The sequence below is a fragment of the Serratia sp. BIGb0234 genome (assembly GCF_024809915.1).
Classification (GTDB): Bacteria; Pseudomonadota; Gammaproteobacteria; order Enterobacterales; family Enterobacteriaceae; genus Serratia; species Serratia liquefaciens.
Genome location: NZ_JANUEI010000004.1, coordinates 330824 through 356054 on the forward strand (window position 1 = coordinate 330824; position 25231 = coordinate 356054).

25 protein-coding genes are annotated in these 25231 nt (G+C 56.8%); 10 read left to right on the plus strand and 15 right to left on the minus strand.

Going from position 1 to position 25231, the window contains the following annotated elements:
* The first annotated feature begins 108 nt into the window (after positions 1 to 108).
* The 6 genes from M2407_RS17720 to M2407_RS17745 all read left to right on the plus strand — a co-directional run bounded on the left by M2407_RS17720 (position 109) and on the right by M2407_RS17745 (position 6499).
* Positions 109 to 996 carry a LysR family transcriptional regulator gene (locus tag M2407_RS17720; protein ID WP_259218760.1) on the plus strand — a complete coding sequence of 296 codons (888 nt, stop codon included), beginning with the start codon at positions 109 to 111 and terminating at the stop codon, positions 994 to 996.
* 225 nt (positions 997 to 1221) lie between these two features.
* A complete protein-coding gene (locus M2407_RS17725; RefSeq protein ID WP_116690502.1) occupies positions 1222 to 2541 on the plus strand; it encodes an MmgE/PrpD family protein in 1320 nt (439 codons plus the stop codon).
* Between the two features lie 17 nt (positions 2542 to 2558).
* Positions 2559 to 3896 (plus strand): LLM class flavin-dependent oxidoreductase, encoded by a 1338-nt coding sequence (locus M2407_RS17730; protein ID WP_259218761.1) that lies wholly within the window; start codon positions 2559 to 2561, stop codon positions 3894 to 3896.
* A 16-nt stretch (positions 3897 to 3912) separates the two neighbouring features.
* Positions 3913 to 4827 (plus strand): ABC transporter substrate-binding protein, encoded by a 915-nt coding sequence (locus M2407_RS17735; protein ID WP_048758998.1) that lies wholly within the window; start codon positions 3913 to 3915, stop codon positions 4825 to 4827.
* Positions 4824 to 5741, plus strand: coding sequence for an amino acid ABC transporter permease (locus M2407_RS17740; protein ID WP_020826836.1), 918 nt, complete (start codon positions 4824 to 4826; stop codon positions 5739 to 5741). Before M2407_RS17735 ends, M2407_RS17740 begins: the two co-directional genes overlap by 4 nt.
* Positions 5738 to 6499: an amino acid ABC transporter ATP-binding protein gene (locus M2407_RS17745; protein WP_020826835.1), complete on the plus strand. Its 762-nt coding sequence runs from the start codon at positions 5738 to 5740 to the stop codon at positions 6497 to 6499. Before M2407_RS17740 ends, M2407_RS17745 begins: the two co-directional genes overlap by 4 nt.
* Before the next feature lie 44 nt (positions 6500 to 6543).
* On the opposite strand, the gene M2407_RS17750 is transcribed toward M2407_RS17745, so the two are convergent.
* Complete coding sequence (locus M2407_RS17750) at positions 6544 to 6678, minus strand: AcrZ family multidrug efflux pump-associated protein (RefSeq protein WP_020826834.1); 135 nt, start codon at positions 6676 to 6678, stop codon at positions 6544 to 6546.
* A 502-nt stretch (positions 6679 to 7180) separates the two neighbouring features.
* Between M2407_RS17750 and osmB the strand changes: the two genes are divergently transcribed.
* Positions 7181 to 7393, plus strand: coding sequence for an osmotically-inducible lipoprotein OsmB (gene osmB, locus M2407_RS17755; protein WP_020826833.1), 213 nt, complete (start codon positions 7181 to 7183; stop codon positions 7391 to 7393).
* A 283-nt stretch (positions 7394 to 7676) separates the two neighbouring features.
* Here the strand turns inward: osmB and M2407_RS17760 are convergent, their stop codons facing one another.
* Positions 7677 to 9395: a penicillin-binding transpeptidase domain-containing protein gene (locus M2407_RS17760; RefSeq protein ID WP_046373588.1), complete on the minus strand. Its 1719-nt coding sequence runs from the start codon at positions 9393 to 9395 to the stop codon at positions 7677 to 7679.
* Positions 9396 to 9497: 102 nt separating this feature from the next.
* Complete coding sequence (mrdA, locus tag M2407_RS17765; protein WP_259218765.1) at positions 9498 to 11423, minus strand: penicillin-binding protein 2; 1926 nt, start codon at positions 11421 to 11423, stop codon at positions 9498 to 9500.
* A gap of 292 nt (positions 11424 to 11715) precedes the next feature.
* Between mrdA and M2407_RS17770 the strand changes: the two genes are divergently transcribed.
* Together M2407_RS17770 and lpxA are read left to right on the plus strand one after the other, a co-directional pair.
* Entirely contained in the window at positions 11716 to 11997 is a 282-nt protein-coding gene (locus M2407_RS17770; protein ID WP_020826830.1) for a YjcB family protein, read from the plus strand.
* 317 nt (positions 11998 to 12314) lie between these two features.
* Positions 12315 to 13103 (plus strand): acyl-ACP--UDP-N-acetylglucosamine O-acyltransferase, encoded by a 789-nt coding sequence (lpxA, locus tag M2407_RS17775; protein WP_122079283.1) that lies wholly within the window; start codon positions 12315 to 12317, stop codon positions 13101 to 13103.
* Positions 13104 to 13114: 11 nt separating this feature from the next.
* Here the strand turns inward: lpxA and M2407_RS17780 are convergent, their stop codons facing one another.
* The 8 genes from M2407_RS17780 to M2407_RS17815 all read right to left on the minus strand — a co-directional run bounded on the left by M2407_RS17780 (position 13115) and on the right by M2407_RS17815 (position 21148).
* Positions 13115 to 14062: an ABC transporter ATP-binding protein gene (locus M2407_RS17780; RefSeq protein WP_020826828.1), complete on the minus strand. Its 948-nt coding sequence runs from the start codon at positions 14060 to 14062 to the stop codon at positions 13115 to 13117.
* Positions 14052 to 15056 carry an ABC transporter ATP-binding protein gene (locus M2407_RS17785; RefSeq protein WP_259218768.1) on the minus strand — a complete coding sequence of 335 codons (1005 nt, stop codon included), beginning with the start codon at positions 15054 to 15056 and terminating at the stop codon, positions 14052 to 14054. The genes M2407_RS17780 and M2407_RS17785 overlap by 11 nt, the downstream gene beginning before the upstream one ends.
* A complete protein-coding gene (gene ddpC, locus M2407_RS17790) occupies positions 15056 to 15943 on the minus strand; it encodes a D,D-dipeptide ABC transporter permease (RefSeq protein WP_020826826.1) in 888 nt (295 codons plus the stop codon). The genes M2407_RS17785 and ddpC overlap by 1 nt, the downstream gene beginning before the upstream one ends.
* A 5-nt stretch (positions 15944 to 15948) precedes the next feature.
* Positions 15949 to 16965, minus strand: a complete 1017-nt coding sequence (locus M2407_RS17795) for an ABC transporter permease (RefSeq protein ID WP_259218770.1) — start codon at positions 16963 to 16965, stop codon at positions 15949 to 15951.
* A 48-nt stretch (positions 16966 to 17013) separates the two neighbouring features.
* Complete coding sequence (locus tag M2407_RS17800) at positions 17014 to 18564, minus strand: ABC transporter substrate-binding protein (RefSeq protein WP_115058858.1); 1551 nt, start codon at positions 18562 to 18564, stop codon at positions 17014 to 17016.
* A gap of 35 nt (positions 18565 to 18599) precedes the next feature.
* Positions 18600 to 19163, minus strand: a complete 564-nt coding sequence (gene ddpX / locus M2407_RS17805; RefSeq protein WP_046373595.1) for a D-alanyl-D-alanine dipeptidase — start codon at positions 19161 to 19163, stop codon at positions 18600 to 18602.
* A gap of 17 nt (positions 19164 to 19180) precedes the next feature.
* On the minus strand, positions 19181 to 20053 hold the full coding sequence (locus M2407_RS17810) for a MurR/RpiR family transcriptional regulator (RefSeq protein WP_020826822.1): 873 nt from the start codon (positions 20051 to 20053) through the stop codon (positions 19181 to 19183).
* A gap of 246 nt (positions 20054 to 20299) precedes the next feature.
* Positions 20300 to 21148, minus strand: a complete 849-nt coding sequence (locus M2407_RS17815; protein WP_259218771.1) for a GNAT family N-acetyltransferase — start codon at positions 21146 to 21148, stop codon at positions 20300 to 20302.
* A 262-nt stretch (positions 21149 to 21410) separates the two neighbouring features.
* Here M2407_RS17815 and M2407_RS17820 point away from each other — a divergent pair, with 262 nt between their 5' ends.
* Entirely contained in the window at positions 21411 to 22607 is a 1197-nt protein-coding gene (locus M2407_RS17820; protein WP_259218772.1) for a multidrug efflux MFS transporter, read from the plus strand.
* A 31-nt stretch (positions 22608 to 22638) separates the two neighbouring features.
* On the opposite strand, the gene M2407_RS17825 is transcribed toward M2407_RS17820, so the two are convergent.
* The 4 genes from M2407_RS17825 to M2407_RS17840 form a co-directional block, all read right to left on the minus strand.
* The gene (locus M2407_RS17825) at positions 22639 to 23127 is read right to left on the minus strand and encodes an ester cyclase (RefSeq protein ID WP_020826819.1); all 489 of its coding nucleotides are present in this window, start codon (positions 23125 to 23127) and stop codon (positions 22639 to 22641) included.
* 10 nt (positions 23128 to 23137) lie between these two features.
* Entirely contained in the window at positions 23138 to 23587 is a 450-nt protein-coding gene (locus tag M2407_RS17830; RefSeq protein ID WP_238387455.1) for a MoaF-related domain-containing protein, read from the minus strand.
* 319 nt (positions 23588 to 23906) lie between these two features.
* Positions 23907 to 24344 carry a glyoxalase gene (locus M2407_RS17835; RefSeq protein ID WP_259218775.1) on the minus strand — a complete coding sequence of 146 codons (438 nt, stop codon included), beginning with the start codon at positions 24342 to 24344 and terminating at the stop codon, positions 23907 to 23909.
* 17 nt (positions 24345 to 24361) lie between these two features.
* Positions 24362 to 25231, minus strand: coding sequence for a helix-turn-helix domain-containing protein (locus M2407_RS17840; protein ID WP_020826816.1), 870 nt, complete (start codon positions 25229 to 25231; stop codon positions 24362 to 24364).

Below are 25231 nucleotides of genomic sequence, written 5' to 3' on the forward strand. Positions count from 1 at the left end.
TTGACAGCGAATTCTTTCAACCCCGAGGATAGGTTGTGGCGAAAAGAAGAAAAACAGGCTAGATTTCCCTTCATAACGGACATTAACGTCCGCAATAAGGGGCACGAGATGGATAATCTGGCCGGGGTCTCCGCCTTCGTTCAGGCGGCAGAAGCGCTCAGTTTTGTCGAGGCCGGACGCCTGTTGGGCGTATCCGCTTCGGCAATCGGTAAAAGCGTTGCCCGATTGGAGGCCCGTCTGGGCGTGCGATTGTTCCATCGCAGTACCCGCAGCATGACTTTGACGGCCGAAGGTCGGCTTTTCTTGCAGCGTTGCCAGCGGATACTCGGAGAAATGGCAGCGGCGGAACAGGAACTCAGCGACACTCGCAGCGCCCCGCGTGGCAAACTTCGCGTCAGCTTGCCCCTGGTCGGCGGACTGCTCAACCCGGTGCTGGCGACGTTTATTCGTCGATATCCCGAAATTGAACTTGAACTGGACTTTTCCGACCGTCGTGTTGAGGTAATCGAGGAAGGATTCGACGCGGTGATCCGCGTTGGGGAAACGGAAGACTCAAGATTAATGAGCCGCCTACTGGGCAGTTTTCATCTGCAACTGGTCGCTTCGCCCGCCTATTTGCGTCAGGCCGGCACACCACAATGCCCGGACGATCTGCGTCAGCACGCCTGCTTGCTGTACAAATTCCCCACCACCGGCAAAGTCGAAGCCTGGCCGGTAATGGACTGGGATAAAATGCTCGGCGACGGTCTGCATGCAAGCGCAGTGTGCAACAGCGTCGATACGCTGATCTATTTGGCAGAACAGGGCCAGGGCATTGCCTGCCTGCCCGACTTTGCGGTAAAGCAGTCGCTGGCTGAGCAACGCCTTCAGCAACTGCTCGGTGCGCATTGCCGGCACACTGGCAGCTTTAAAATTCTCTGGCCCTCCAGCAAGCACCTGACGCCCCGACTGCGGGTGTTTATCGATCTGCTGAGTGAACAACTTTTCCCGCTTTAGCGCCCTTTTTTCTTAAGCCAAATGGCGACTTTGCTTTGCCTTAAAATGACTAAGCCAGATGCCCCGCGGTATTGAGCCAGCTTTATTGCCGGGATCGGCATCTACCATATTCCATTTTGAAATATGAAATTTCCGTTCGTTCTTTCGGGGCTAATGAAATCGCCACACAATGAAATCTGAATCGCAGGCCGGCGCATAACCGCATAAAAAATCAGGTTTTATATCTTGTCATCGCTCATAACCGCTCAATTTGCCCATTTGGTGCTGGATAGCCGGCCCGAAGCATCAGCCCTGTCGGCCGCCCGCCTGGGGCTGATAGATTATTTTGCCTGCGCGTTGCCGATCGCCCAGGGCGTACTCACCGACAGCGGCCTGGCAGCGGTAAAAAAAGTGTTCCCGCCTGCCAGTGCCGAGAACCGTGCGCTCTATTTCGGCTATATCAGCCATTCGCTGGATTTTGACGATTATCACCCCGCGCTGCGCGGGCACCCCAGCACGGTGGTGCTCTCTGCGCTGCTGGCATTGACCGACGATAACCCCGACGTTGACGCGCTACTGGCCGCCTATGTCATTGGCGTAGAGGCAGCCGGGCGACTGGGGCTGGCTGCCGGTACTCAGCACTATCAGTTGGGATTTCACAGCACTGCCACCCTTGGCGCCGTTGCCGCCACTGCGGCGGCAGCACGCTATTTACACCTCACGCTGCACCAAACGCAGATCGCCCTTGGGCTGGCGGCCACCCAGGCAGCTGGGCTGCGCAGTCAGTTCGGGTCAGCCGCCAAGCCGTTGCACGCAGGGATCGCCGCTCGGGCGGCAGTCAATGCCGTGCTGCTGGCGCAGCTGGGTTTTGCCGGGCAGCCGGAAGGCGTGATAGACAGCCTGTTGAGCTCGCATGGCGACGGACGGCAGCGGCCCGAATTGTTGACGGCCGATTGGGGGGCGCCGTGGCGTATCCTGCAACCGGGGCTGGAATTTAAACGCTATCCCACCTGCGGCGGTACCCACAGCGCTGCGGAGGCCGCATTTATCCTGCGCGAACGCCTGCTCGAACAAGGCATTGCCGTCGAGGATATTTCCGCTGCCATCGCCAAGATCCAGGTCAGTTTTCCACCCGGTGCCGATACCGCTCCCTATATTCGCCGCCCGTCAAACGGCGTTGAGGCGCGTTTTAGCCTGGAATACGTCATCGCCGATGCGTTGTACAGCGGCAGCGTGCCGCTAATGCACTACGGTGAGGCCCCCGTTGACCCAAATATTTCAGCCCTGGCGGCACGGGTTGAACGCCATGCCGACCTGACGGCACCGCCAGACGAGCTGGATGCGGAGTTACGCTTCCACCGCGTCACGCTAACGCTGCACGACGGCCGTCAATTAAGTGACATCGTCACAAGAAAGCAAACCGCCGCCCGACAGACCGACGTCGGTGCGAAACTGCGCAGCATCCTGCTATTGCTGCCGCATTTGAACGGTGACCGCGTGATCGAGGACTGCGCGCTAACGCAGCCCGCCGCGCTGAGCCGTTTAATCGAATTATTAAACCAATAATAAATATAGGAATAATTATGAGTACTTCACCTTCAACACCATCGCGTCAATTACGTCTCGGCCTGTTTGTTCAGGCTCTGGGCCATCACGTCGGCGGCTGGCGTGCCGAAGGGGCCAGCGGCTCGCCTACGGACATTGACTGGTTCACCTGGATCGCCCAAAAGGCCGAAGAAGGCACCTTTGATATGTTCTTCGTCGGCGATGCGCTGGCGACCAGCGTGCACCGTCTGCCTTCCACCCTGTCCCGCCTGGAGCCGCTGACGCTGCTGGCGGCGCTGGCGGTCAGAACTCGACACATCGGCCTGGCGGCCACCGCCTCCACCACTTTCGACCAGCCTTTCCACCTGGCGCGCGCCATGGCCTCTATCGATCACATCAGCCACGGCCGCGCCGCCTGGAACGTGGTGACGTCATTCTCCAGTGACGCGGCACGTAACTTCAGCCGTGACGATCTGCCTTCGCACGCCGAGCGTTATGAAGTGGCACGAGAGTTTCTCGAAGCCAGCTACAAGCTGTGGGACGGCTGGGAGGAAGGGGCTATCGTACGTGACAAGCAAAGTGGCGTGTATGCCATTGACGAGAAAATCCACGCGGCCAACCACCAAGGCAAGCACTTCTCGGTGCAAGGCCCGCTGAACATTGCCCGTTCGCCACAGGGGCGCCCGGTGATCATCGAAGCCGGTTCTTCGCCGGCCGGACAACAGCTGGCCGCAGAAACCGCCGAGGTGGTGTTTACCGCCGCCGCCACGCTGGAAGAAGGCCAGGCCTTCTATCGCAGCCAGAAGAAATTTGTCGCCGATGCCGGCCGCAACCCGGATCACCTGCTGATCCTGCCGGGCGTGATGCCGATCGTGGGACGCACCAAAGCCGAGGCGCAGGAAACCTGGTATCAGCTCAATCAACTGGTGGATATCGATAACGGCATCGAAAAGCTTTCCGCCCGCTTCGGCTTCGATCTTAGCGGCTTCCCGCTCGATGGCCCGGTACCGGACGTCGGCGCGACCGAAGGCGGCCAAAGCCGGGTGAAGCTGCTGACCGATCTGGCGGCACGCGAAAACCTGACGCTGCGTGAACTGGCGGCGGTTGCTGCCGGTTCGCGCGGGCATCGCGTGGTGGTGGGAACCGCCGAAGAGATCGCCGATGACTTCCAGCTGTGGCTGGAACAGCAAGGTGCCGACGGCTTTAACATCATGCCTGCGGTATTGCCGAATCAGTTGGAACTGTTCGTCGAACTGGTGATCCCGGAGCTACGCCGTCGCGGCCTGTTCCGCGAGGAATATCAGTATTCAACCCTGCGTGAAAACCTGGGCCTGCCGCAACCGGCAATCAACTTCGCTAACGTAAAATCGGCTTAATTCGCAGGGGAACATGATGAAAACCAACCTCAAACGCACCGTACTCTCCCTGCTGCTGGCTGGCGCTACCTTGGCTCCGCTGGCCGTCGGTTATGCCGCTGAAGGCGATGTGCCCTTCCGCGCCGCGGTAAAAGCCAGCGCCGATCCCGCACTGCACGACAGCCTGCCGGAAGCAATAAAAAAAGCCGGTTACATCGTGGCGGGCACCAACCCCAATACGCCCCCGACCACCTTCTATGAAGCGGACAACAAAACGCTGGCCGGGCGTGAAATCGACGTGATGAGCGCCATCGCCGATCGCCTCGGCGTGGCAATCCACTGGAAGGATACCGGCGGCTTCGACAATATCATCCCCGGCCTGAAATCCGGCCGTTATGACGTTGCCCTGGCCAATATCGACGCCAACAAGAAGCGCTTCCAACAGGTCGATTTTGTCGGCTATTACAACGCGTCCAAGCTGGCGCTGATCGCCCGTAAAGATGCCGCCCTCGGCCCTTACACCGAGCTGGCGCAGCTTTGTGGACAAACCGTCGGCGCCGGGGCGGGCACTTCACAAATCACCCGCTTGCAGCAGGCCAGCGACAGCTGCGTCAGCGGCGGAAAACCGGCGATCACCATTCCGATTTTCCCCGATCGTCCAGCCGGTGTTCAGGCCGTAATCAGCGGACGCGTGCCGATGTTCTTTGGTCCGTATGAAGGCCTGCGTTATCAGGCTACCCATGTTAAACCGCTGGCGCTGGCAGGCGACATCAACATTGAAGGCACCACGGTCGCCATCGCCTTGCCGAAAGGTTCCGACCTGGTGAAACCGGTGCAGGCGGCGCTTAACTCGCTGATTGCCGACGGCAGCTACCAGAAAATCCTCGACGGTTGGGATATCGGCTTCGGCGCGGTGAAAACCGCTGGCATCAATGAAGAGATTGCAAAATGAATGGGCCACAAGCGACCGGTGATGCCGAACTGCGCATCGTCGGTCATCGGCATTATGGGCGCTGGTTCAGCGCCCTGTTGGTGCTGCTGATCGTCGGCATTATCGCCAATTCGATGCTGCATAACCCGCGCTTCGAATGGGCGGTGGTGGCTGAAAACTTTACCGAAGCGTCGATTATCAATGGCGTGATCATGACGCTGAAGCTCACCGTGATTTCGGTGATCTTCGGCTTCGCCGGGGGCGTGCTGCTGGCGTTGATGCGTCTGTCGGCCAACCCGGTGCTGGTGGCGGTGAGCTGGTTTTATACCTGGTTCTTCCGCGCGGTGCCGATGCTGGTGCAGCTTTTCCTGTGGTACAACATCGCCGCACTCTACCCGCGCATCAGTCTGTGGATCCCCTTCCTGGGTGAAGTGGCCAGCGCCCCGACCAACACCATCATCAGTACCTTCAGCGCGGCGGTGATCGCCCTGGTGATGCATCAGTCGGCTTATGCGGCGGAGATTGTACGCGCCGGTATCCAAAGCGTCGGCAGTGGCCAGCTGGAGGCCGCCAAGGCCTTGGGGTATCGCCGTGGACAAATCCTGTGGCGCGTAGTTTTACCGCAGGCCATGCGGACCATTTTGCCCCCTGCCGGCAATGAGGTGATCGGGCAGCTTAAAACCACTGCGGTGGTTTCAGTGATCGCCCTGCAGGACGTGCTCTATTCGGCGCAGATCATCTATCAGCGCACCTACGAGGTGATCCCGCTGCTGTTGGTCGCCACGTTGTGGTATCTGGTGATGACCTCGATTTTGTCGATCGGCCAGTACTATGTTGAGCGCTATTTTGGTCGAGGTAGCCAAGCGGTGCGCAGCAACTGGCTGTTCCGTCCCCGCAAAGCCGCATCCAGTCCGTCACAGGAGGCACAATCATGAGCGCCGCCATTCAGATCAACCAGGTGCGCAAGTCATTTTCCGGCACCGAAGTGTTGAAAAATATCAGCCTGCAGATCCCGGCAGGCTCGGTAACGGTGATCCTCGGCCCTTCCGGTTCGGGGAAGTCGACCTTGCTGCGCTGCATCAATCACCTGGAAAAACTCGACGGTGGAACCATTCGGGTGGGCGAGCAACTCATCGGTTACCGTCAAAAAGGCAACCAGCTGTATGAACTGAAGGAACGCGAAGTGGCCGAACAGCGTAAAAGCATCGGTATGGTGTTCCAACAGTTCAATTTATTCCCGCACCGCACAGTGCTGGAGAACGTCACTGAAGCTCCGCTGCTGGTCAAAAAGGAAAAGAAAAGTCTGGTGGTGGAACGGGCAAAAGCGCTGCTGGCCCGCGTCGGGCTGGAACATCGCATTCACGCCTGGCCACGCGAGCTTTCTGGTGGACAGCAACAGCGAGTGGCGATCGCCCGCGCCCTGGCGATGACGCCAGAGGTACTACTGTTCGATGAGCCCACTTCTGCGCTCGATCCCGAATTGGTTGGCGAAGTGCTGCAGGTGATGAAAGGCCTGGCGCACTCTGGCATGACCATGGTGGTGGTGACGCATGAAATCGGTTTTGCCCGCGAAGTGGCGGACCAAATCATCTTTATGGATCAAGGAAAAGTGGTAGAAACGGGGACGGCAAAACAGGTGCTGGATGAGCCGGTACATCAAAGAACGCGGGATTTCCTGGCAACGGTACTTTAAGCCTGCATCGGGGGGCATTGCGCCCCTCGAACATTATTTCAGCGTCAGCTCTTTTTCCCGCCAACGGCAGAAAACAGATTAAACAGCTCACCCAAGCCATAAATCGAGCCAAGCAACAAGGCAATCATTACCGGCACCATGATCACCACGGTGGCCAAACTCTCTAGTATTTCTAACATCGTTGTCTCCTGGTTTTTAAGCAGCAAAAAGCCTGCCCAGAAAGGAAAATTTCCCTGGAATTTCTTAAGGTTATTTTTGCTTGATTTCAATCTGTGATGCAGATCACAACTCAATGTCGCTAATGTAACTTACACAGTTGCATTACCGCAATGCAAAAAAATGCTCTCTGTCAGGGACAACCAGCACCAGAAGCAGTGGCGCCAACACCCAGCGGTATCCGTACGCCAATGCAGGCCGGAACGCGTCATAGCCCATAACCCTGGGCCTTAGGATTTTTAACGCGTTTTAAGGATTATCCAACCTGCCCCAAGAGATAACAGGCTGGCGATTTAATCATCACCCAAAAGTAAAATGGCGATTAAATAAAATCCGATGGCACAAAATTAAGAATATTTACCTGTTCTATTTTCTTTCGGCAGAATACATTCATCTCAACTTCTACCGGCCGATTAATCAGTGCTTTCTTTGTCTGTTAATTAGGCAATTTATCAGGAAACTCTTATGAACCTTAAACGTGCCGCAGGCGTGATGGTTATCATCATGGCAACACTTTCTGTCACCGCATGTGGGAATATGTCTCACCGCGATCGCAACACCGCTATCGGTGCCGGCGTTGGCGCCCTGGGTGGCGCAGTATTGACCGACGGCAGTACGCTGGGTACCTTGGGCGGCGCAGCGCTGGGCGGTATCATCGGCCACCAAACCAGCCGTTAATATTTTTAGGCCGGGTTGTTTTCAATTGAAAATACCCGGCCGAATTTATTTTATTCGCCACGCATTGGTGCGTCAGATTCTTTTTATTTTATAGAATTAATCAGATTGTCTTATCTATAAATATTCCCGCCCATACAAAGTATCGACGCTTAAAAAATATTCCCCTTTTTAATAAAACCGCCAGATTTATCTTAACTTCACTCGTGATGTCGAATGGGCACAGGCCCACCTTGCGACGTTGAAAAAGTGACTGGTTCCCCCTCCACAGAGGGGGAACATCAGGTTAGCCTTTAACCTGCGAAACGACGTTCAACGGCTGGGCATCAGGCAAGATATTCATATGTTCCAATACCTGCGCCATGATCTTGCCGAACACCGGGCCAGCCACCGAACCACCGAAGTGCTTGCCTGCTTTCGGGTTGTTGACCATCACCACCAGCGCCACCTGCGGATCGCTGGCGGGCGCCACGCCGGCGGTGTAGTTAATGTAACCACCGTCGTATTTGCCGTTGGTGCCCATTTTCTCTGCGGTACCGGTTTTAATCGCCAAACGGTAACCTGGTACCGCAGCGCTGACCCCGCTGCCCCCCGGTAAGGCATCGCTTTCCATCATATGCACCACGGTTTTTACCGTATCTTCCGGCAGAATGCGCTGCCCCATCACCGGTGGCGTCACTCGGGTGATCGACAATGGCCGATAAACGCCATAGGAGCCGATAGCCGCGTATTCACGCGCCATCTGTAACGGGGTCACACGCAAACCATAACCAAACGAGAAGGTTGCGCGTTCGATATCAGCCCAGCGTTCGCGGTGCTGCGGCAAATAACCGCTGCTTTCGTTGCCGATGCCCAGGTCGGTCGGTCTGCCCAAGCCAAAGCTCTTGTAAACCGCAGGCAGTACGGTGGCGGGCAGCGCCAGCGCAATATGTGAAACGGCGATGTCGCTGGATTTTTGCAGCACGCCGGTAATGGTCAATTTCGACCAGTGGCCTACGTCCTTGATCAAATGACCATTGACCCGGTAAGGCGTGGTGTCCAGTACGGTATCCGGCTTAATCAACCGGTGTTCCAGCCCGACCATCACCACCACCGGCTTCACGGTAGAACCCGGTTCGAAACTGTCGCTGCTGCACACGTTGCGGATATCTTTGGCCGGGGTATTGGCGTAGTTGTTCGGGTTGAATGACGGGTAGCTGGCCATCCCCAGCACTTCACCGGTATTCACTTTTACCAGCACCGCACAGCCGGAATCGGCCTGGTTTGCCACCACGCCGTCGCGAATTTGCGCGTACAGCACGTACTGGATGAATTTATCAATACTCAGCGTGACATTCGGCGGCGGCACGGGATCGACGTTCTTGATCACGCCAATCACCGCCCCGCTGCCGTCCTTCTGGTAAACCCGCAGGCCATTCTTGCCTTGCAGCAGGTGGTTAAAGCCCAACTCGATACCTTCAAGACCCTGATTGTCCTGCCCGACAATGCCGATGAGCCCGGCGGCATCCTGGCTCATCGGGTAGAAACGGCTGAAGTCCTGCAGGGTACTGACGCCGGTCAAACGCAGCTTGCTGATGTAATCGGCATTATCATCTTCGACTTTGCGCGCCAGATAGACAAAACGCTTGTGGGCATTAGCCTGGATCAGCTTTTGCACCTCGGTTAGCGGCATTTTCAGCACGTTGGCCAGGCTCTGCCAGCGTTCATTGCCGATATCGGTATGGGTGTCGAGAATATGCTTGGGATCCAACACAATATCTTTCGATGACACGCTGACGGCCAAGGCCTCGCCGTTACGGTCGGTGATCATCCCCCGGTTGGTGGGCAGCACCTGGGTGCGAATCGAACGCTGATCGGCCTGATCCGCCAACTGCTGATGCTCCAGCAACTGCAAATAGCCGACCCGAAAGGCCAGCAGGAAAAAGCAAACCAGGATCCCGCCGCAAATCCAACCAAAGCGAAGGGTCGAATAATTTTTACCGCTTTTTTTTGTTAATGGCGCCACTGTTAACCCTGCGTTTTTATTAAAGTTATGTGATTATTTCAGTCTACCCTGATAGAAATAGTTAGAAGATTGCAGTTTGTAAGAAAGTAAAAACAAACGCGTTTACTGTTGCACATCCGCGCTGTCGTTTAACTCCGGTTTAACTTTCTGGTTATCCTCAGGCTGCGGGGCGTTGGCCGGGTCAAAAATATGGTCGAGGATCGCCCGCGCCGTCGGCCCTGCGACCACACCGTCACCGCCGCCGTTTTCCAGAATTAATGCCATCGCCACCCGCGGATTTTTATAAGGCGCGAACAACGTATAGAAAATATGGTCACGCAGCCGTACCGGGATCATTTTGGCGTTATAAGTCTGATTCTCTTTCAGACCAAACACCTGTGAAGTCCCGGACTTGGCGGCAATCTGATACGGCGCAGTATGGAACAGCTTATAACCGGTGCCGTTTGGCAGATTGGCCATGCCGTACATGCCATTGCGAACGATGCCCCAGTACGGCGATTTGGCATCACCAATCTGTGCACTCTCTACCGGTGGCTGGTAGCGACTCACCAGGTTGCCCTGCCGCATGGAATACAACAAATGGGGCGTTTTCACCTTGCCGTTGTTGATCAGCGTCGTTAACGCCTTCACCATCTGGATCGGCGTAGCCACCCAATATCCCTGGCCGATGCCTACCGAGATGGTGTCCCCCTGATACCAGGCTTTTTTATGCACCCGCTGTTTCCATTCGCGGCTTGGCAGCACGCCGCGATACTCTTCGTTAAGGTCAATCCCGGTCGCCTGACCATAACCAAACTGGCTTAGCCAGCTGTGAATACGGTCAATGCCCATTTCAAACGCCACCTGATAAAAGAAGGTATCGGCGGACTCCTCTATCGCCTTGGTCACGTTCAGCATGCCATGCCCGGTTTTAAGCCAGTCACGATAACGGCGCTGGGTGCCCGGTAAGGTCCAGGTCGGCGCGCCAAAGAAGGTGGTGTTGGGGGTGATCACTCCGGCAAACAGCGCGGACGTGGCCATGTAAGGCTTAACCGTGGATGCCGGTGGGTAGAGCCCTTGCGTGACGCGGTTAATCAGCGGCAAATCGGGGTTGCTCAGCAGAGCTTTATACGCGGGGTAGCTGATGCCCTTCACAAAAGGGTTGGGATCGTAACTGGGGCTGGAGACCATGGCCAAAATGCCACCGTCGCGCGGGTCTTCCACCACCACTGCCGCCCGCTGCCCTTTAAGCACCGATTCGATATATTGCTGCAGCGGCAGATCGAGCGTCAGGTAAATGTTTTTGCCCGCCTGTGGCGGTTGTTCTTTCAGCAGGCGTATCACGCGACCGTGGTTATCCACTTCGACTTCCTGATAACCGGTGGTGCCATGCAACTCTGACTCATAATAAGCCTCGATGCCCTGCTTGCCGATATTGTGGTCGGCGGCATAGTTCTCGCTGAGGCCCGCCTTGTCCAGCCGCTTCAAATCGCCATCGTTGATTTTCGACACGTAACCCACCACGTGGGCCAGTTCGGCACCGTAGGGATATTCCCGCTGCTGATAGGTGTCAATCGTCACCCCGTCAAAACGGTATTGATTGACCGCGAAGCGCGCCACCTCGGTTTCCGTCAGCCCGCTTTTCAAGGTAACCGGCTTGTAGCGGCCATTGTGGTGCATGTCATCGCGAAAAGCGGCGATGTCTTCGGAGGTCAGATCGACAATCGGCGTCAGCGCCTGCAGCAGCGCGGTCATATTGTCGATTTTGCTGGGGATAATCTGGATCTGATACAGCGTAATGTTACGCACCAGCGGAATGCCGTTGCGGTCGAAAATCAGCCCGCGACTGGGGGCAATCGGCACCATCTTGATGTCGTTTTGATTGGATCGCGTCTGGTAGAACGCATGCTGTTTTACCTGCAGGCGGTACAGGTTGAGGATCAACACGCCAAAACAGGCGACAACCAACACCATTGCCACGCCGGCGCGGCGTATAAACAACATTTCTTCGGCGGAATGGTCGCGAATTTTATCTTTTAATAGGGCCATACGTGGCGAGTTACCTGTCAGACGTCACATTTTCCCAAGATAAATCAGGGCAGTGAAAAGTCGGCAAGCATAGCGTTATTGGTTTGCGCTCCCCATTAAAAGGTTGCTAATGAAATGGCATAAATGTTTCAGCATGTTGGAATGTTACCAAATGCCGATTTTTCTCCCGCTCAGGGATTGAGCAGCGATTTCCCCCAGTGCTACAATGTGACGCAGATCACACTATTTCACCCATTGCCCTGACCTTCCGGCCGCTCGCCGGGAGCAGCTTTATCACCAAGGATCCCGTTCGATGAGTGCCATTGCCACAGGTTTTATTATGATGCGCTGGGAGTTACTTAGCGCCGTTATGATGTTTATGGCCAGCCAGCTAAACGTCGTTTGCCGTAAGACCAGCCGCAACGGCATGGCATTTATGTTCAGCAGCCTCGGGTTGTTCACCACCTGCTGGTTCGTGATGGGCCTGATGGGCATTAGCTTCAGTCAGGAAGGCTTTACGCAATTCTGGTCCCACGCCTGGGACATGTATGTCGAGGTCGTCAGTAACACCCCTACCGATTGGCCACTGCCCTGAGTTATGGCATTCGCTGGCGACGGAATTGACCGTTGTCAGCCTGACCATTTTCAGCCCTGCAGAGCAAAGGGTTGAAATCGCCGGTGGTAACATCCCGTTATTACCCAAAGGTTCACAAAATAAATAAAATATAAGGTAGCGGTCTGAGGCAAATACCGGCTTATGCTGGCCGCAGACAAACCTTGTCACACCGACCGGAAGGCAAACTTCCTGCCCACGCGTTCCTGTTTCCCCCAATTAATCCAGAATCCGGCTTAATAATTAACCGATGACTGGCCTGGCTGATGGATAGCCACGCGCCGCCATCAGGAAACGTGATGATTTCTCCCTCTGCCCTTATTGCAGACAACAGCCTGATCGCGCCCGGCGCGATGATCGGTGCGCACGTGCGTATCGGGCCTTTTTGCGTCATCTCCGCCGGGGTTGAGATAGGAAAAGGCACCACTGTTGCCTCGCACTCGGTAATTAACGGCCTGACCCGTATCGGCCGCGACAACGTTTTCGGCTCGTTTTCTTCGATCGGCGAAGCCGGCCAGGATTTGAAGTATGCCGATGAACCGACCTCGTTAATCATTGGCGATCGTAACCGTATAGGCCATTACGCCACCCTACATCGCGGCACGGTACAGGGGCGCCAGCGCACCGTCATCGGTAACGACAATCACCTGCGGGATAATGTGCATGTTGCCCACGACTGCGTCATCGGGAACGGTGCTTACGTCGGCGAGCACAGCGGCCTGGCCGGGCATGTTGAGATGGGCGATGCTGCATGGGTCGGCGCCCGGTGCGCGGTACACCAATTTTGCATTATCGGTGCCCATGCAAAAGTTGCCGACGGTGCCCTGCTGGTGCAGGATCTGCCGCCCTTTGTTCAGGCCGGCGGCCATCGCGCCAAACCTGACGGCCTGCATCTGGCAGCGCCGGCTTTTCTGGCCGCCGATCCGCAACAACAGCGAGTTATTCACGCTCTCTACGACATGCTGTATCACCGGTCGATGGCGTTGGAGGATGTACGGCAAGAGGTTATCCACCTGAGCGTGGAATACCCATTGCTACGCCTGTTCCTCGACTTCTTCACACGCTCGACGCGCGGCATTATCCGCTGAGCGTATCGCCGTCATCCTACCTTATGGCAACGCACCGCCGTGCCGCCCAAATTGACTCTCAAACTTTGCGGTCGCTGGCACCCCTCGCCGGCGTAAGGGCAACGTTCGCGAAAAAAGCAGCCCTGCGGCAACTGACGGTTGCCCGGTAATTCCCCTTTGCGGTCTTCAATTGCGCTGTCGCTCAGTGAACGGCCGGTACGGGGCACCGAATCCAGCAGCAACCGGGTGTAAGGGTGCTGCGGCTGGCGCAACACCTGTGCGGTCGGCCCCAATTCGACAATCTGCCCCAGATACATCACCGCTACCCGATCGCTCATGTGCTGGATCACCGAGACGTTATGCGAGATCAGCACATAAGTCAGGTTGCGCTGGCGTTGCAGTTCCACCAGTAAATTGAGGATCTGCGCCTGCACCGAAATATCCAGCGCCGAAGTAGGTTCGTCCAGCACGATGATGTCCGGCTGCGACGACAGTGCGCGTGCAATGGAAATACGCTGTCGCTGTCCGCCGGAGAACTCGTGCGGCAACCGGTCAATCGCCTCCGGCCGCAGTCCCACCTGCTGAGCCAACTCCGCCGCCTGAGCCCGTCGTTCCGCCACGCTGTTGTGTTGCTGCACGTACACCGGCTCGGTGATAATTCGCCATACCGGCAGGCGCGGATCGAGCGATGACTGCGGATCCTGAAACACCATTTGCATGCCGCTACCAAACCAGGAGCCGGCATTGCGCGCCCGCAGCAGCTCGCCGCTGCTGGGCTTCAACAACCCCATCAGCAACTGCGCCAGGGTGCTTTTGCCGCAGCCGGACTCGCCAACGATGCCCAAGGTTTCGCCGCGCATAATGTTCAGATCCAACCCATTGAGCGCATGAACATACTCTCGCGGCTTGCCGCGCCAGTTATAGCTGGCGGGGAAACGTAATCGCACGTCGCGCAGTTCCAGCAGGGCCTCAACGTTCATTTTGCACCTCCAAATCGACAGACTGCGGATGCCAACAGGCTACCCTTTGGCTCGGCTCTGCCACCAATGGCGTAAGTCTTGGCGTATGCCGACACTGAGCGTCAGCATGGCGGCAACGGTTGCTGAAAGCGCAACCTGGCGGTAACGCGCTCAGGTTGGGCACCGTACCGGGGATAGCCTGCAGCAGGCTGCGCGGGTCGGCACGCTCCGGCGCCGCCAGCAATAACCCAATGGAGTACGGATGACTGGGATGCTCAATCACATTGGCGGTTGCGCCACTCTCAATCACGTGTCCTGCGTACATCACATACACCCGGTCGCACAGTTGCGACACCACAGCCATATCGTGAGTGATAAATAGCACCGCCGTGCCGCTGGCTCGCGCCTTCTGCTGTAGCAAACGCAACACCTGACGCTGGACCGTGACGTCCAGCGCAGTGGTGGGTTCGTCAGCGATGATCAGTTCCGGTTCGCAGGAAAACGCCATGGCAATCAGCACCCGTTGGCGCATACCGCCGGACAGCTCAAACGGATATCTCTCCATCACCCGCTGTGCATCGGCAATCTGCATTTCCTGTAACAGCTGAATCGCCTTGTCGCGAGCCGCCGAGGCGGAAAGTCGCTGGTGCAGGCGGATCACCTCGCACATCTGGCGGCCGATCTTGCGCGTTGGATTAAGCGCGCTCATGGGCTCCTGAAAAATCATCGACACCCGCGCACCGCGCAACTGGCGCATTTGCCGCTCGCTGGCGTTAAGCACGTCGGTGCCCAGCATCTCCAGCGAACCGCCGGTCACGCGGTAACCCTCTTCCGCCAACAGCCGTAATGTCATCATCGCAGTAACCGACTTGCCGGAGCCGGACTCGCCCACCACGCCGACGATTTCGCCCGCCTTGACCTGCAACGAAACGCGATTGAGCGCCTTGACGCTGCCGCCGTAAATCGGAAACTCCAGCTGCAATTCATCGATTGATAAAACGGTGGTTTCCCTCATCAGCGCCCCCGGGTTTTAGGATCCAGCAGGTCGCGCAGACCGTCGCCGAACAGGTTGAAACCGGTGGCGGTGATCAGGATCGCCGTGCCGGGAAAGGCCGAATACCACCATTGGTCGAGCACATAGTTGCGGCCATTCGCCACCATAGCGCCCCATTCGGCGGTCGGTTGCTGGGCACCCAGACCGATGAAGCCCAGCGTAGCCGCCATCAGGATTGCGGTACCGATATCCAGCGACGCCTGCACCACCAACGGCGGCATCACATTGCGCAGCACGTGCCAGCCAATCAGATGCCAGCGCGAAGCGCCAAAGGTGCGCGCCGCTTGCATATACGCCTGATGACGCAGCGTTAACGTTTGGCCGCGCGCCAGCCGCACGTAGAAAGGAATGCGTACCACGGCAATCGCCAACATGGCGTTGAACAGACTGGGGCCCAACGCCGCCGCCAGCGCCATGGTCAACACCAGCGACGGCACCGACAGCATGATATCCATGCAGCGCATAATTAACGCATCAACCGTACCGCCCATCACGCCGGAGAAACAGCCGAGCAGCGAGCCAATGCTCCCCGCCAATACCACCACCGCCAGCCCGGCGGCCACCGATTGACGGCTGCCAACCAGGACTCGGCTGAACAGGTCCCTGCCCACTTCGTCGGTACCGAACCAGTGCTCGGGCGAAGGCGGCAGTAAGCGGGCGGTTAGGTCAATGGCGTCCGGGTTATGCGGCACCAGCCACGGCGAGAACAGCATCAGGAACAGCACGGCTATCATGATGGCGGCACCCAGCAGCGTCAGCGGACTCCGCCGGACCCGGTACCAGGCGCGGCGCAGGCTGAGATAGCGCAATACGGGTTCCGCGATCGGCGGTTGTTCGATTTGAGTCATTGTCATTATCCCTCGCGCCCCATTCTTGGGTCGATCCACAGGTAGAGCAGATCGACGATCAAATTAACCATCACGTAGGCAAAAGAGACCACCACGGCAAACCCCATCACCGCCGGAAAGTCCAGCGCCTGAATGGAATCCACCACGTAAGCGCCCATGCCCGGCCAGGCGAAGACCGTTTCGGTCAGCACCGCGCCATAGAGTAAGTCCCCCAAAGCCAGCCCCAACACCGTCACCGAGGGGATCAACGCGTTGGGCAACGCATGCCCAAGCACCACTCGCCAGTGCGAAAGGCCGTTGGCACGGGCCGTGCGGATATAGTCTTCTCCCAATTGTTCCAGCATCGCCGAGCGGATTTGGCGCGCCACTACCCCAAGATGAACAAAGGCTAACGTCAGCGCCGGCAGGATCAGATGTTGCAGGCTGTTCCAGAACGCCTCGCCGTTGCCGGTCAGCAAGGAGTCCAGCAGGTAAAACCCGGTGATGTGGGTGGGAGGATCCAGCCAGTCGTCCAGTCTGCCGCCGCCGGGCAATAGATTCAGTTGCCCGTAGAACAGCATAATCACCCCCAACCCCAGCCAGAACGCCGGAGTGGAGATGCCGGTCACCGACAACAGCCGCACCAGATGATCGGGCCATTTATTACGATACACTGCCGACACCACCCCAAGCGGGACGCCAAACGCGATCGCCAACAGTAAAGCGCAAAAAGCCAGCTCCAGCGTGGCGGGAAAGAAGGCGCGCAGATCTTCCAGCACCGGCCGTCCGGTGCGAATGGAAGTCCCCAAATCGCCATGCAGCAAATCCAGCACGTAGCGGCCAAATTGCACATACAGCGGCTGGTCCAGCCCCAGCTGTTGGCGAATATGCTGGACGATTTCCTCGCTGGCGCGGTCACCGGCCAGCAAGCGCGCCGGATCGCCGGGGATCAGGTGCGAGATGGTAAAGGTGATCACGCACACCCCGAACATCACCAGCACCAACCCCCAGCAGCGCTGACGGATAAGGCTCCAAACGTTCATAGCGGTTTCCCATGGTGCAGGGGCAGCCAAACGGCTGCCCGAAAAAAATTACTTGCTCATCTGCCCAACGTTGAACACCTGCTCCAGCATCGGGTTATACACAAAGCCCTTCACCTCTTTGTTCATCGCCACCTGATAATTTTTCTGGAACAGATAGACGTAGGCCGCCTGGTCGATGACGATCTTCTGCGCCGCCTGATAATCCGCGGTGCGAACCTGCTGATCGGACACCGATACCGCTTTCTTCAACAGGGCATCCACCTGCGGATCGCTGTAGAACGACCGGTTGCCCGGCAGCCCTTTCTTGTCGGATTCAAACCAGTAGTTCATGAACATATAGGGGTCGGCGAAATCCGGGCTCCAGTTGCCGATGGCGATATCGTAATTGCCCTGACCGATGCGATCCCGCATGGTGGCGTTGGCCAGCTTCTCCAGTTTGACGTTGAGGCCGACCGTCGCCAGGCTGGCCTGTACCGACAGCGCAATCGCCTCCCAGTTAGGGTCACTGATCGAATACAGGAAGTTCAGCGAAGCGGGTTTGTCTTTCACCGCCGCCAATGCTGCCTTGGCCTTGTCCGCATCCTGACTGTACTGCTGGGCATTGGCGTCATAGCCCCACATGCCCTCCGGGATCGGGCCGCGCATCTGTTTGCCGTTGCCCCCGAGAATGCCCTTCACCATGCCCTGATAATCCACGGCGTAAGAAATGGCGCGACGCAGATCCACCTGGTTAAGCGGGGCTTTGCCGTTATTAAGGTACAAATAGGTCACCCGTAGCGACGGGTACTCGTTGACCGCAACCTTGTTTTCACTTTTCAGCGCCGTGAGCTGGTCAATCGGCAGCGATTCGGCAATATCCAGGTCGCCTCGGGTCAGTTGCAGACGGCGGGTGGCGCTTTCGCCGATGATTTTCACCGTGACGCGTTTAAACGCCGGTTTGGCACCGCTGTAATGCGGGTTAGGCACCAACACCAACTGCTGTCCCTTCTGCCAGCGATCCAGTTTGTACGCCCCAGAGCCGGCACTATGGTTCGCCAGCCAGGCCTTGCCCTCGTCCGCCGGATTCGCCTTGGCAATCGCCGGGTTAACAATGCCGGCACCGTCATTGGCCAGGGTGTACAGGAACGGCGCAAACGGCGTTTTCAGAGTGAAACGCACCGTCAGCGGATCCACCACCGTGACCTGCAGGTCTTTCGGGAAGGCCTCTGACGGCCCCTGACCAATCTTCATCAGACGCTCGAACGACCATTTGACCGCCTCGGCGTTCACGTCCGAACCGTCATCAAACTTGTTGCCGGGTTTTAGCTTAAAGGTCCAGACCAGTTGGTCGTCTGAACTGGTCCAGCTGTCGGCCAGCTCACCCTCCACCTGGGTCGAACCTTTTCCGCCTTCGGTCTTGTACTGCACCAGTCGCTGATAGGCCGGGTAAGTCACCGTCCAGTCGTTGTTATCGATAGTCACCGCCGGATCCAGCGTTTGCGGATCGGCCGCTTTGCCAATCACCAGCATGTCTTTGGGCACCGCCGCCTGTACCGGCCCGGCTACCGTCAGGCCCAACGTCACTGCAGCCGCCAGAGCGGCGTATTTGATCTGATTCATAAACAAAGCTCCTGATGCGTTGAATGTGTGTTGTTTTAGTCGTAAGAAAAACAGCCGAAGCGATCGGCCAGCAGCGGATAATCCCCGGCGTTGGGCAGCTCGAAGTGCCACCATTCGCTGGCGATCCCGCGAAAACCTCCGGCGGCCATCACCGCATTCAGCAGCAGCCGGTTGCGCTGCACCTCCGGAGGGAAATCGGGATAAAACGGGTGTGATTTTTCGCTCATTTCATCAAAGCCGGTGCCCATATCCAGAGCGATACCCTCGGCGTCCAACAGCGTCACGTCGATCGCGACACCCCGGCTATGATGCGATCCGGTCAAGGTGCTGGTGACATACTGCGGATCCGGACAGGCTTGCCAAAGCAACGCCTGCGCCTGCTGCGGTCGATAAGCGTCAAATACCAGCAGGGAAAAACCGGCCAGCCGTGCCGCCAGCAGGCAACGCGTCAGCCCCTGCACCGCATCAGGATGCAGCAGGCAGCGGCTCTCGCGATAAATCGCCCGGCCCGTCAGGTTGTCGGCGCCGGCATATTTCAACTCAATCGGCAGACCAGGGAAGGCCTCGGCCAGATCGGTTAATGTTACATTGTCACTCATTGCGTTTTCCCATACGGTTAAGATTCAAATTGCCCCAGCTCTTTTTGCAGCATTCGGTTGCTTGCCAGCCGTTGCTCGACCGCTGTACCGCCCTGTTCCAGCACCGAAGACAGCAGCAGGTTGAACAGGCAACTGAGCGGGGCCAGCGAATCCCAAAACTGACCGGTGTCGGTTTTTACCTGCAGCAGGTCGATCGGGTAATCCCGAGCCCAGGGGCAGTAAATATCGGTAATCAGCGCCAGCCGCAGCCCACGCGCACAGGCCGCCTGGCAGTATTTTTGTGCGATGGTCGAATACGCGCGCGTGTCCGTCAGCACCAGATATGGCGCACTGAATTCCGAATTTAGCGACTCCACATAGGTGCCGGATAACCCGTCCGCGTAATAGACCTTGGGCCGCAGATATTCCAGATGGCTGTAAAAGGCATTGGCAATGCCGCGCGTCGACTGTATGCCCACGACAAACACCGCTTCCGCCTGCGCCAACTGACGGCTGACCTGCGCAAAGGCTTCGCCGCCGGCCAATTGGTAAACGTGTTCGATCGCTTCCAGCTCCAGCGTTAATGACTGACGTAATTTTTGGGGTTGCGGCTGTTCGCGCCGACGGCGATAAGCCCCCAGGCGATCGGTCACGCCCCAGGGTTGATGCAAAGCCGTACCCTGCTCGCGCAAGGTGCGCTTTAAGTCCTCAAGGTTGCGGTAACCCAGGCTGCGCAGGTAGCGCCCGACCGAAATACCGCTGGTGGCGGTGCTACGAGCAATGCTGTCGGCGGTCTCAAATGGCACCTGCGGCAAATTGGCCAGCAGATATCCGGCAATGCGTTTCCCGGTGGGAGTTTGCACCGCAAATGACGCTTCTATTTGTGCCATCACATCTGGATGCTCTGCCATAGTTCGCCCGCTGTTGTTGAGTTGTCACCAAACCCCACTCTGTTACTCAGATAACAAAGCGAGATGATGACAATGCATGGCCTGTGCCAATTGCGGATTGCAGGGGAAATTTCACGCGCGACGGCGTACGGCGGCGCAGGAACGACAAAAACCTGCGGTTACAACATAGTCATCAGTTGATAACTATTGCACAACATTTGGGCAATGCATCGGGCGATGCACCACCCTGAACCCTTAATTTCAATTTTATGACCAGGCTTGCGAAACCAGTGAAAATGTCAGTGCAACGTCGCAATCCGGTCTATGGGGCACGCCACGCACCATAATGGTCGGCGTATCGACACAGGGTAAACCGCGCTCGGCCAGCCAAGGGCTGAGGCCGCTGGCCAGAGGAGCATCCACCCGCACAAACTCGCCCTGACAAGGCAGGCATAAGGCGTCAACCATGGCAATGGCCCCCGTTAGATCAGGCGCAACCACTGGGCCAATCATGTTGCCGTGACCAAAACGACGTCGGAAGGCAAATCCGACGGCAATCCCCTGCTGCTCCAGCACCAAAGCCTGTTCGGCGCTTGCCAACATTGCGGCCAACAGGGGTTGGCGGCTGAGGCCGCTGGCGGCCAAATCCAGCTCAACCAGGGTGGCAAGATCCTGCGGCAAGGCCGGCCGTAAACTTGCCCCCTTGGGCAAAGGTGCGGTATGGCCTGCCGGCATCTCCCGGCATTGGTGCTGCGCCAGTAATCCCTGATCGATAAACCCCAATTTTTGGTACAGCGGTTTGCCTTGAGCGGTCGCTACCAGATGAAGCTGATAGTCGGGCAAAGGCGCTATCATCTGCTGCAACATGGCTCTGGCGATACCTTGCCCACGACATTGCTCTGCAACAATCACCAACCCTAGCGTGGCCCGTTGGTCGCCCCATAGCCAGCGCAGGGCGCAACCAACCACGTCTCCCTCGACTTCAGCGATCACCCCGCCACCCAATGACCACGCTTGCTGCCAATCTTCCAGCCGATGCGGCCACTGTATTTTTTGCGACAGCACATGCGCGGGCGCTACATCGGCCGCCCCCATCTCTCGCAGCGTAAACGTCATTTTCCGCGTCTCCTGAACAATGCTGATTTCTTGCTATAGCACCATGACGGCATCGCCGATGGCAACCGGCAATCTTGCGTTACCGGTGAGCATTTAACAGTAGCATTACGACGCCATAGCGCGGGATACCGCCTTTACAGCCATCCGCCAACCGGCAGGTTTTACTTTTGTTCACTTATTTCATCCGGCATGCCCTGGTAACCGGTGTTATTATTATCTTGCTCAATAATTCCCTCCTAATTCAAAGTGGTACGACAAGCTGATGGAAGCGTGGAAACTCAATCTGATTTCGGTCTGGCTCGGCTGTTTCTTCACCGGGCTGGCAATGAGCCAAATCCTCCCTTTTCTGCCGCTGTACGTCGAACAGCTCGGCGTCAGCGGTCACCAGTCGCTCAGTATTTGGTCGGGCCTGGTGTTCAGCGGCACTTTTTTGGTGTCTGCACTGGTGTCGCCGCTGTGGGGCAGTCTGGCGGACCGCAAAGGCCGCAAGCTGATGCTGTTGCGCGCCTCGCTGGGCATGGCTATTGTCATTGCACTGCAGGGCATGGTCACTAACGTTTATCAGCTGTTTGCGCTGCGTGCGTTGATGGGCCTGACCTCCGGCTATATCCCCAATGCAATGGCGCTGGTTGCCTCGCAGGTGCCGCGCGATAAAAGCGGTTGGGCGCTGGGCACCTTGTCCACCGGTCAAATTTCCGGAGTGATCGCCGGCCCGCTGCTCGGCGGGCTGATGGCGGACCACTTGGGGTTGCGCGTGGTGTTTTACGTTACCGCTGGGCTGATGTTCGTCAGCTTTTTGATTACCTTGTTCCTGATAAAAGAGCGGCGTATCGAGGTAAAAAAAGCCGACCGATTGAGCGGCAAGGCCGTTTTCCAGTCGCTGCCCTATCCTGCGCTGATTGTAACGCTGTTTATCAGCACCCTGATGATCCAACTTGCCAACTCCTCCATCAGCCCGATACTGACGCTGTTTATAAAAGAGTTGTCAGGTGATAGCGGTAATATCGCCTTTATTAGCGGCATGATTGCCGCCGTGCCTGGGGTGGCGGCGTTGATTTCCGCACCACGCCTCGGCCGGCTGGGCGATCGTATTGGCACCGCACGCATTCTGCTGGCGGCGCTGGGGCTAACCACCCTGCTGTTCGCCATCATGGCCTGGGTGGAAACACCGCTCCAGTTGGGGATCCTACGTTTTCTGCTGGGCTTTGCCGACGGTGCCCTGATGCCTGCGGTACAGACGCTGTTGTTGAAGTACTCTTCCGATCAGGTCACCGGCCGTATCTTCGGCTACAACCAGTCGTTTATGTATCTTGGCAACGTGGTCGGTCCGTTGATTGGTTCTGGAGTTTCGGCGCTGATGGGGTTCCGCTGGGTGTTTGCCGTCACGGCGGTGTTGGTGCTGCTCAATTGCTTACAGGTACGCAGGCAGTTCAAACAGGTCGAGAGTGGGCGCAGATGAGTAACAGGGCCGCCGGAGCGGCCCTGTAGCGTTAGAACATGGTGTTGTCGTTGGCCGATTTCTCCGGCACTTCCTGATTGACGTCCCAGTGTTCGGTGATTTTTCCCTGATTGTTCACCCGATAAATATCCACGCTGGCGGTACCGCGGTCTTGTGGATTGTTTTTATACAATACGTGGACATACACCAGGTCGCCGCTCACTGCACTGCGGTATATTTTCGCGCTGAACTGTGGATTATCTTTAAAATTCTGGCTGAAGAAATCCAGGAACGGTTTAATGCCATCGCCAACAAACGGATTATGTTGCTTGTAGTTTTCCACAATCAGCCGCTGCGCCACGCTGATATCATGCTTATTAAAGAAACCGGCGTACAGATCTTCCACTACCTTTAATTTCTTTTGATCCTGAATGTTTTTATTTCCAGCGACTTTATGAGGCTCGCTGTTTTTAACCGCCAATGCAGGGTAATTGGCCAGCATACTGCCGACGATAACCAAAGGGATAAATACCTTTTTCATTGTAGCTCCTTTATTTTCCTGAGTGACCTATGATTTTCAATTGCCCTTTCAGATGGGTGAAAGTCCCATCCTTACTGGCGATATTGGTGTAGACCTCACCCCGCTGAAAATCCTCGACATGAGTGACATTATCGCCGGACTTGGGTTCGCTCCAGTAAACCATGTAGACCTTGGGACGTATCTCAACCGCCGTATACTGAACGGTGTCGGTTACGCCCTGAGAGGCCGCGCCAACCCCCGTAAAGGTCATGGTTTTGTCGTCGGTGAAATCCAGTTTGAAGGCAAAATCGCCGAAAGTAACCTGCACAACTTTTCCGGCCGCGATAAACGACGGCTGCGTTTGCTGGGCCGTAACATCCTTATTTGGCGTATTGATATTCTCCGCCATTGCCGTAGGTAATATCATCGTCATCCCCAGGGATATTAATGTTGTCATCCCTACCCTTGCTAATTTACCCATAGTTCCCTCTTCCTTTCCTTGGTTGAAAACGAGAATCATTATTATTTTAGCGATGGGCGTGGAATATAAGAATTATCTCTATTTAATTTTCCTTGGCGTGTAATTATGAGTACCATAATTTTATTTAGGCTTCTAAAGAAAGGAAATAACGATCTATGGATGATGTTTTTATCTAACTAACAGGAATAACTATCACCAATCACATGAAAAGCTCGAGAACAATAGGTTTATCAGTTGGGGTTTTGAATAAGCTAATAATCAATTTTTCTAAAAAACGATATATCCCCCACCAGCGGCGAGGGAATTAGACCAGTGAAAATCAATCACGCAACCAAGGGGTAAAGGTAACGCCAATCAATAGCCCTTCAGGGCTGAGCAACCGTGTGACACTCTGGCCCCAAGGCTCTTCGCGATTGGCAACCAGCAGACGGTAGCCACGGTCAACCAATCCCTGAGTTGCCAGCGCCATATCAGCGACGTCAAATTCCATCCAGGCTTGCGGCACCGGCAGGTCCGTCGGCCATTGATCGCTGCCCAAACACGACTGCGCGGCCTGCGCCAGCGGCCAGAGAGCAAAGTGCTTCACGCCTTCCAGCGCGCCGTGCTCGCTCAGCAGATAATCGGCATTGCCTTCCATCGGCTTCAACGGCAGCCCCAGGGCATCGACGTAAAATGCCTTGCTGTGCTCTGTTTGTTGGGTAATGGGCCCAAATCCGGCGACAAACAACACGCCCAGTCCTGCGAACTGCTGTTCCATGTTCTCTCCTGTTGAGGTTAACGCCCCTGACGCCGCTGCGTTGGGGAACATCCATAGGCCACTTTGAAGCGATTGCTGAAATGACTGGCGGAGCTGAAACCGCACTCCAGCGCTATCTGCGTCAGCGGCAACTGACTGTGGCAAAGCAACTGCTCTGCCTGCTGTAGCCGTGCGCGCATGACAAACTGATGCGGCGCCAGACCGGTGTCATGTTTGAACATACGGGCGAAGTGGAACTCGCTCAGCCCCGCCTGCGCGGCCAAATCGGCCAATACCAGCGGCAGATCGAGGTGCTGCTCGATATACTCTTTCACCCGTTTGGCAACGGCCGGGGCCAGACCGCCACGGACCTGCGGCAGCGTCCATTGCAGTTCACTGTAGCGCTGAACCAGACAGGTCATCAGCAGCGTTGTGGCACTGCTGAGGGACAGCTGATTGGCCCGTTCCTGCCAGTTGCAACTGAGTAGAAACTGGCGATACAGCAAGGTGATTTGCGGGTCTTCGGCAAACGCGTTGGGCACCAGATTTATCGACGCCGGGCTGCGATCCCAGATTTGTTCCGCCACCTGACGCAGGTGCTTATCGGTACAGTAAAGGTGGACGAAAGACAGATCGCTGCGCACGTCCCAGGTGGACTCATACTGGCGCGGCATAATGCAGAAACGGTCAGGTCCGCCGCCGTTTCTCCACCCTCCAGGCACTTTTTGATAGCACTCGTAACCGTCGGCGACGTACAGGCTCAGAGTATGGTGCTCTGCGCTTTCCTGGGTAATACGGTCGTCACAGTTGGACCAGGCGGCCAGCTCTACGCCGCAGCTTAATCGCACACTGTCGTGCAACTGCGCTTTATGTTCCCGCAGCGTTTCAAACGCCTTGTATCTGGACAT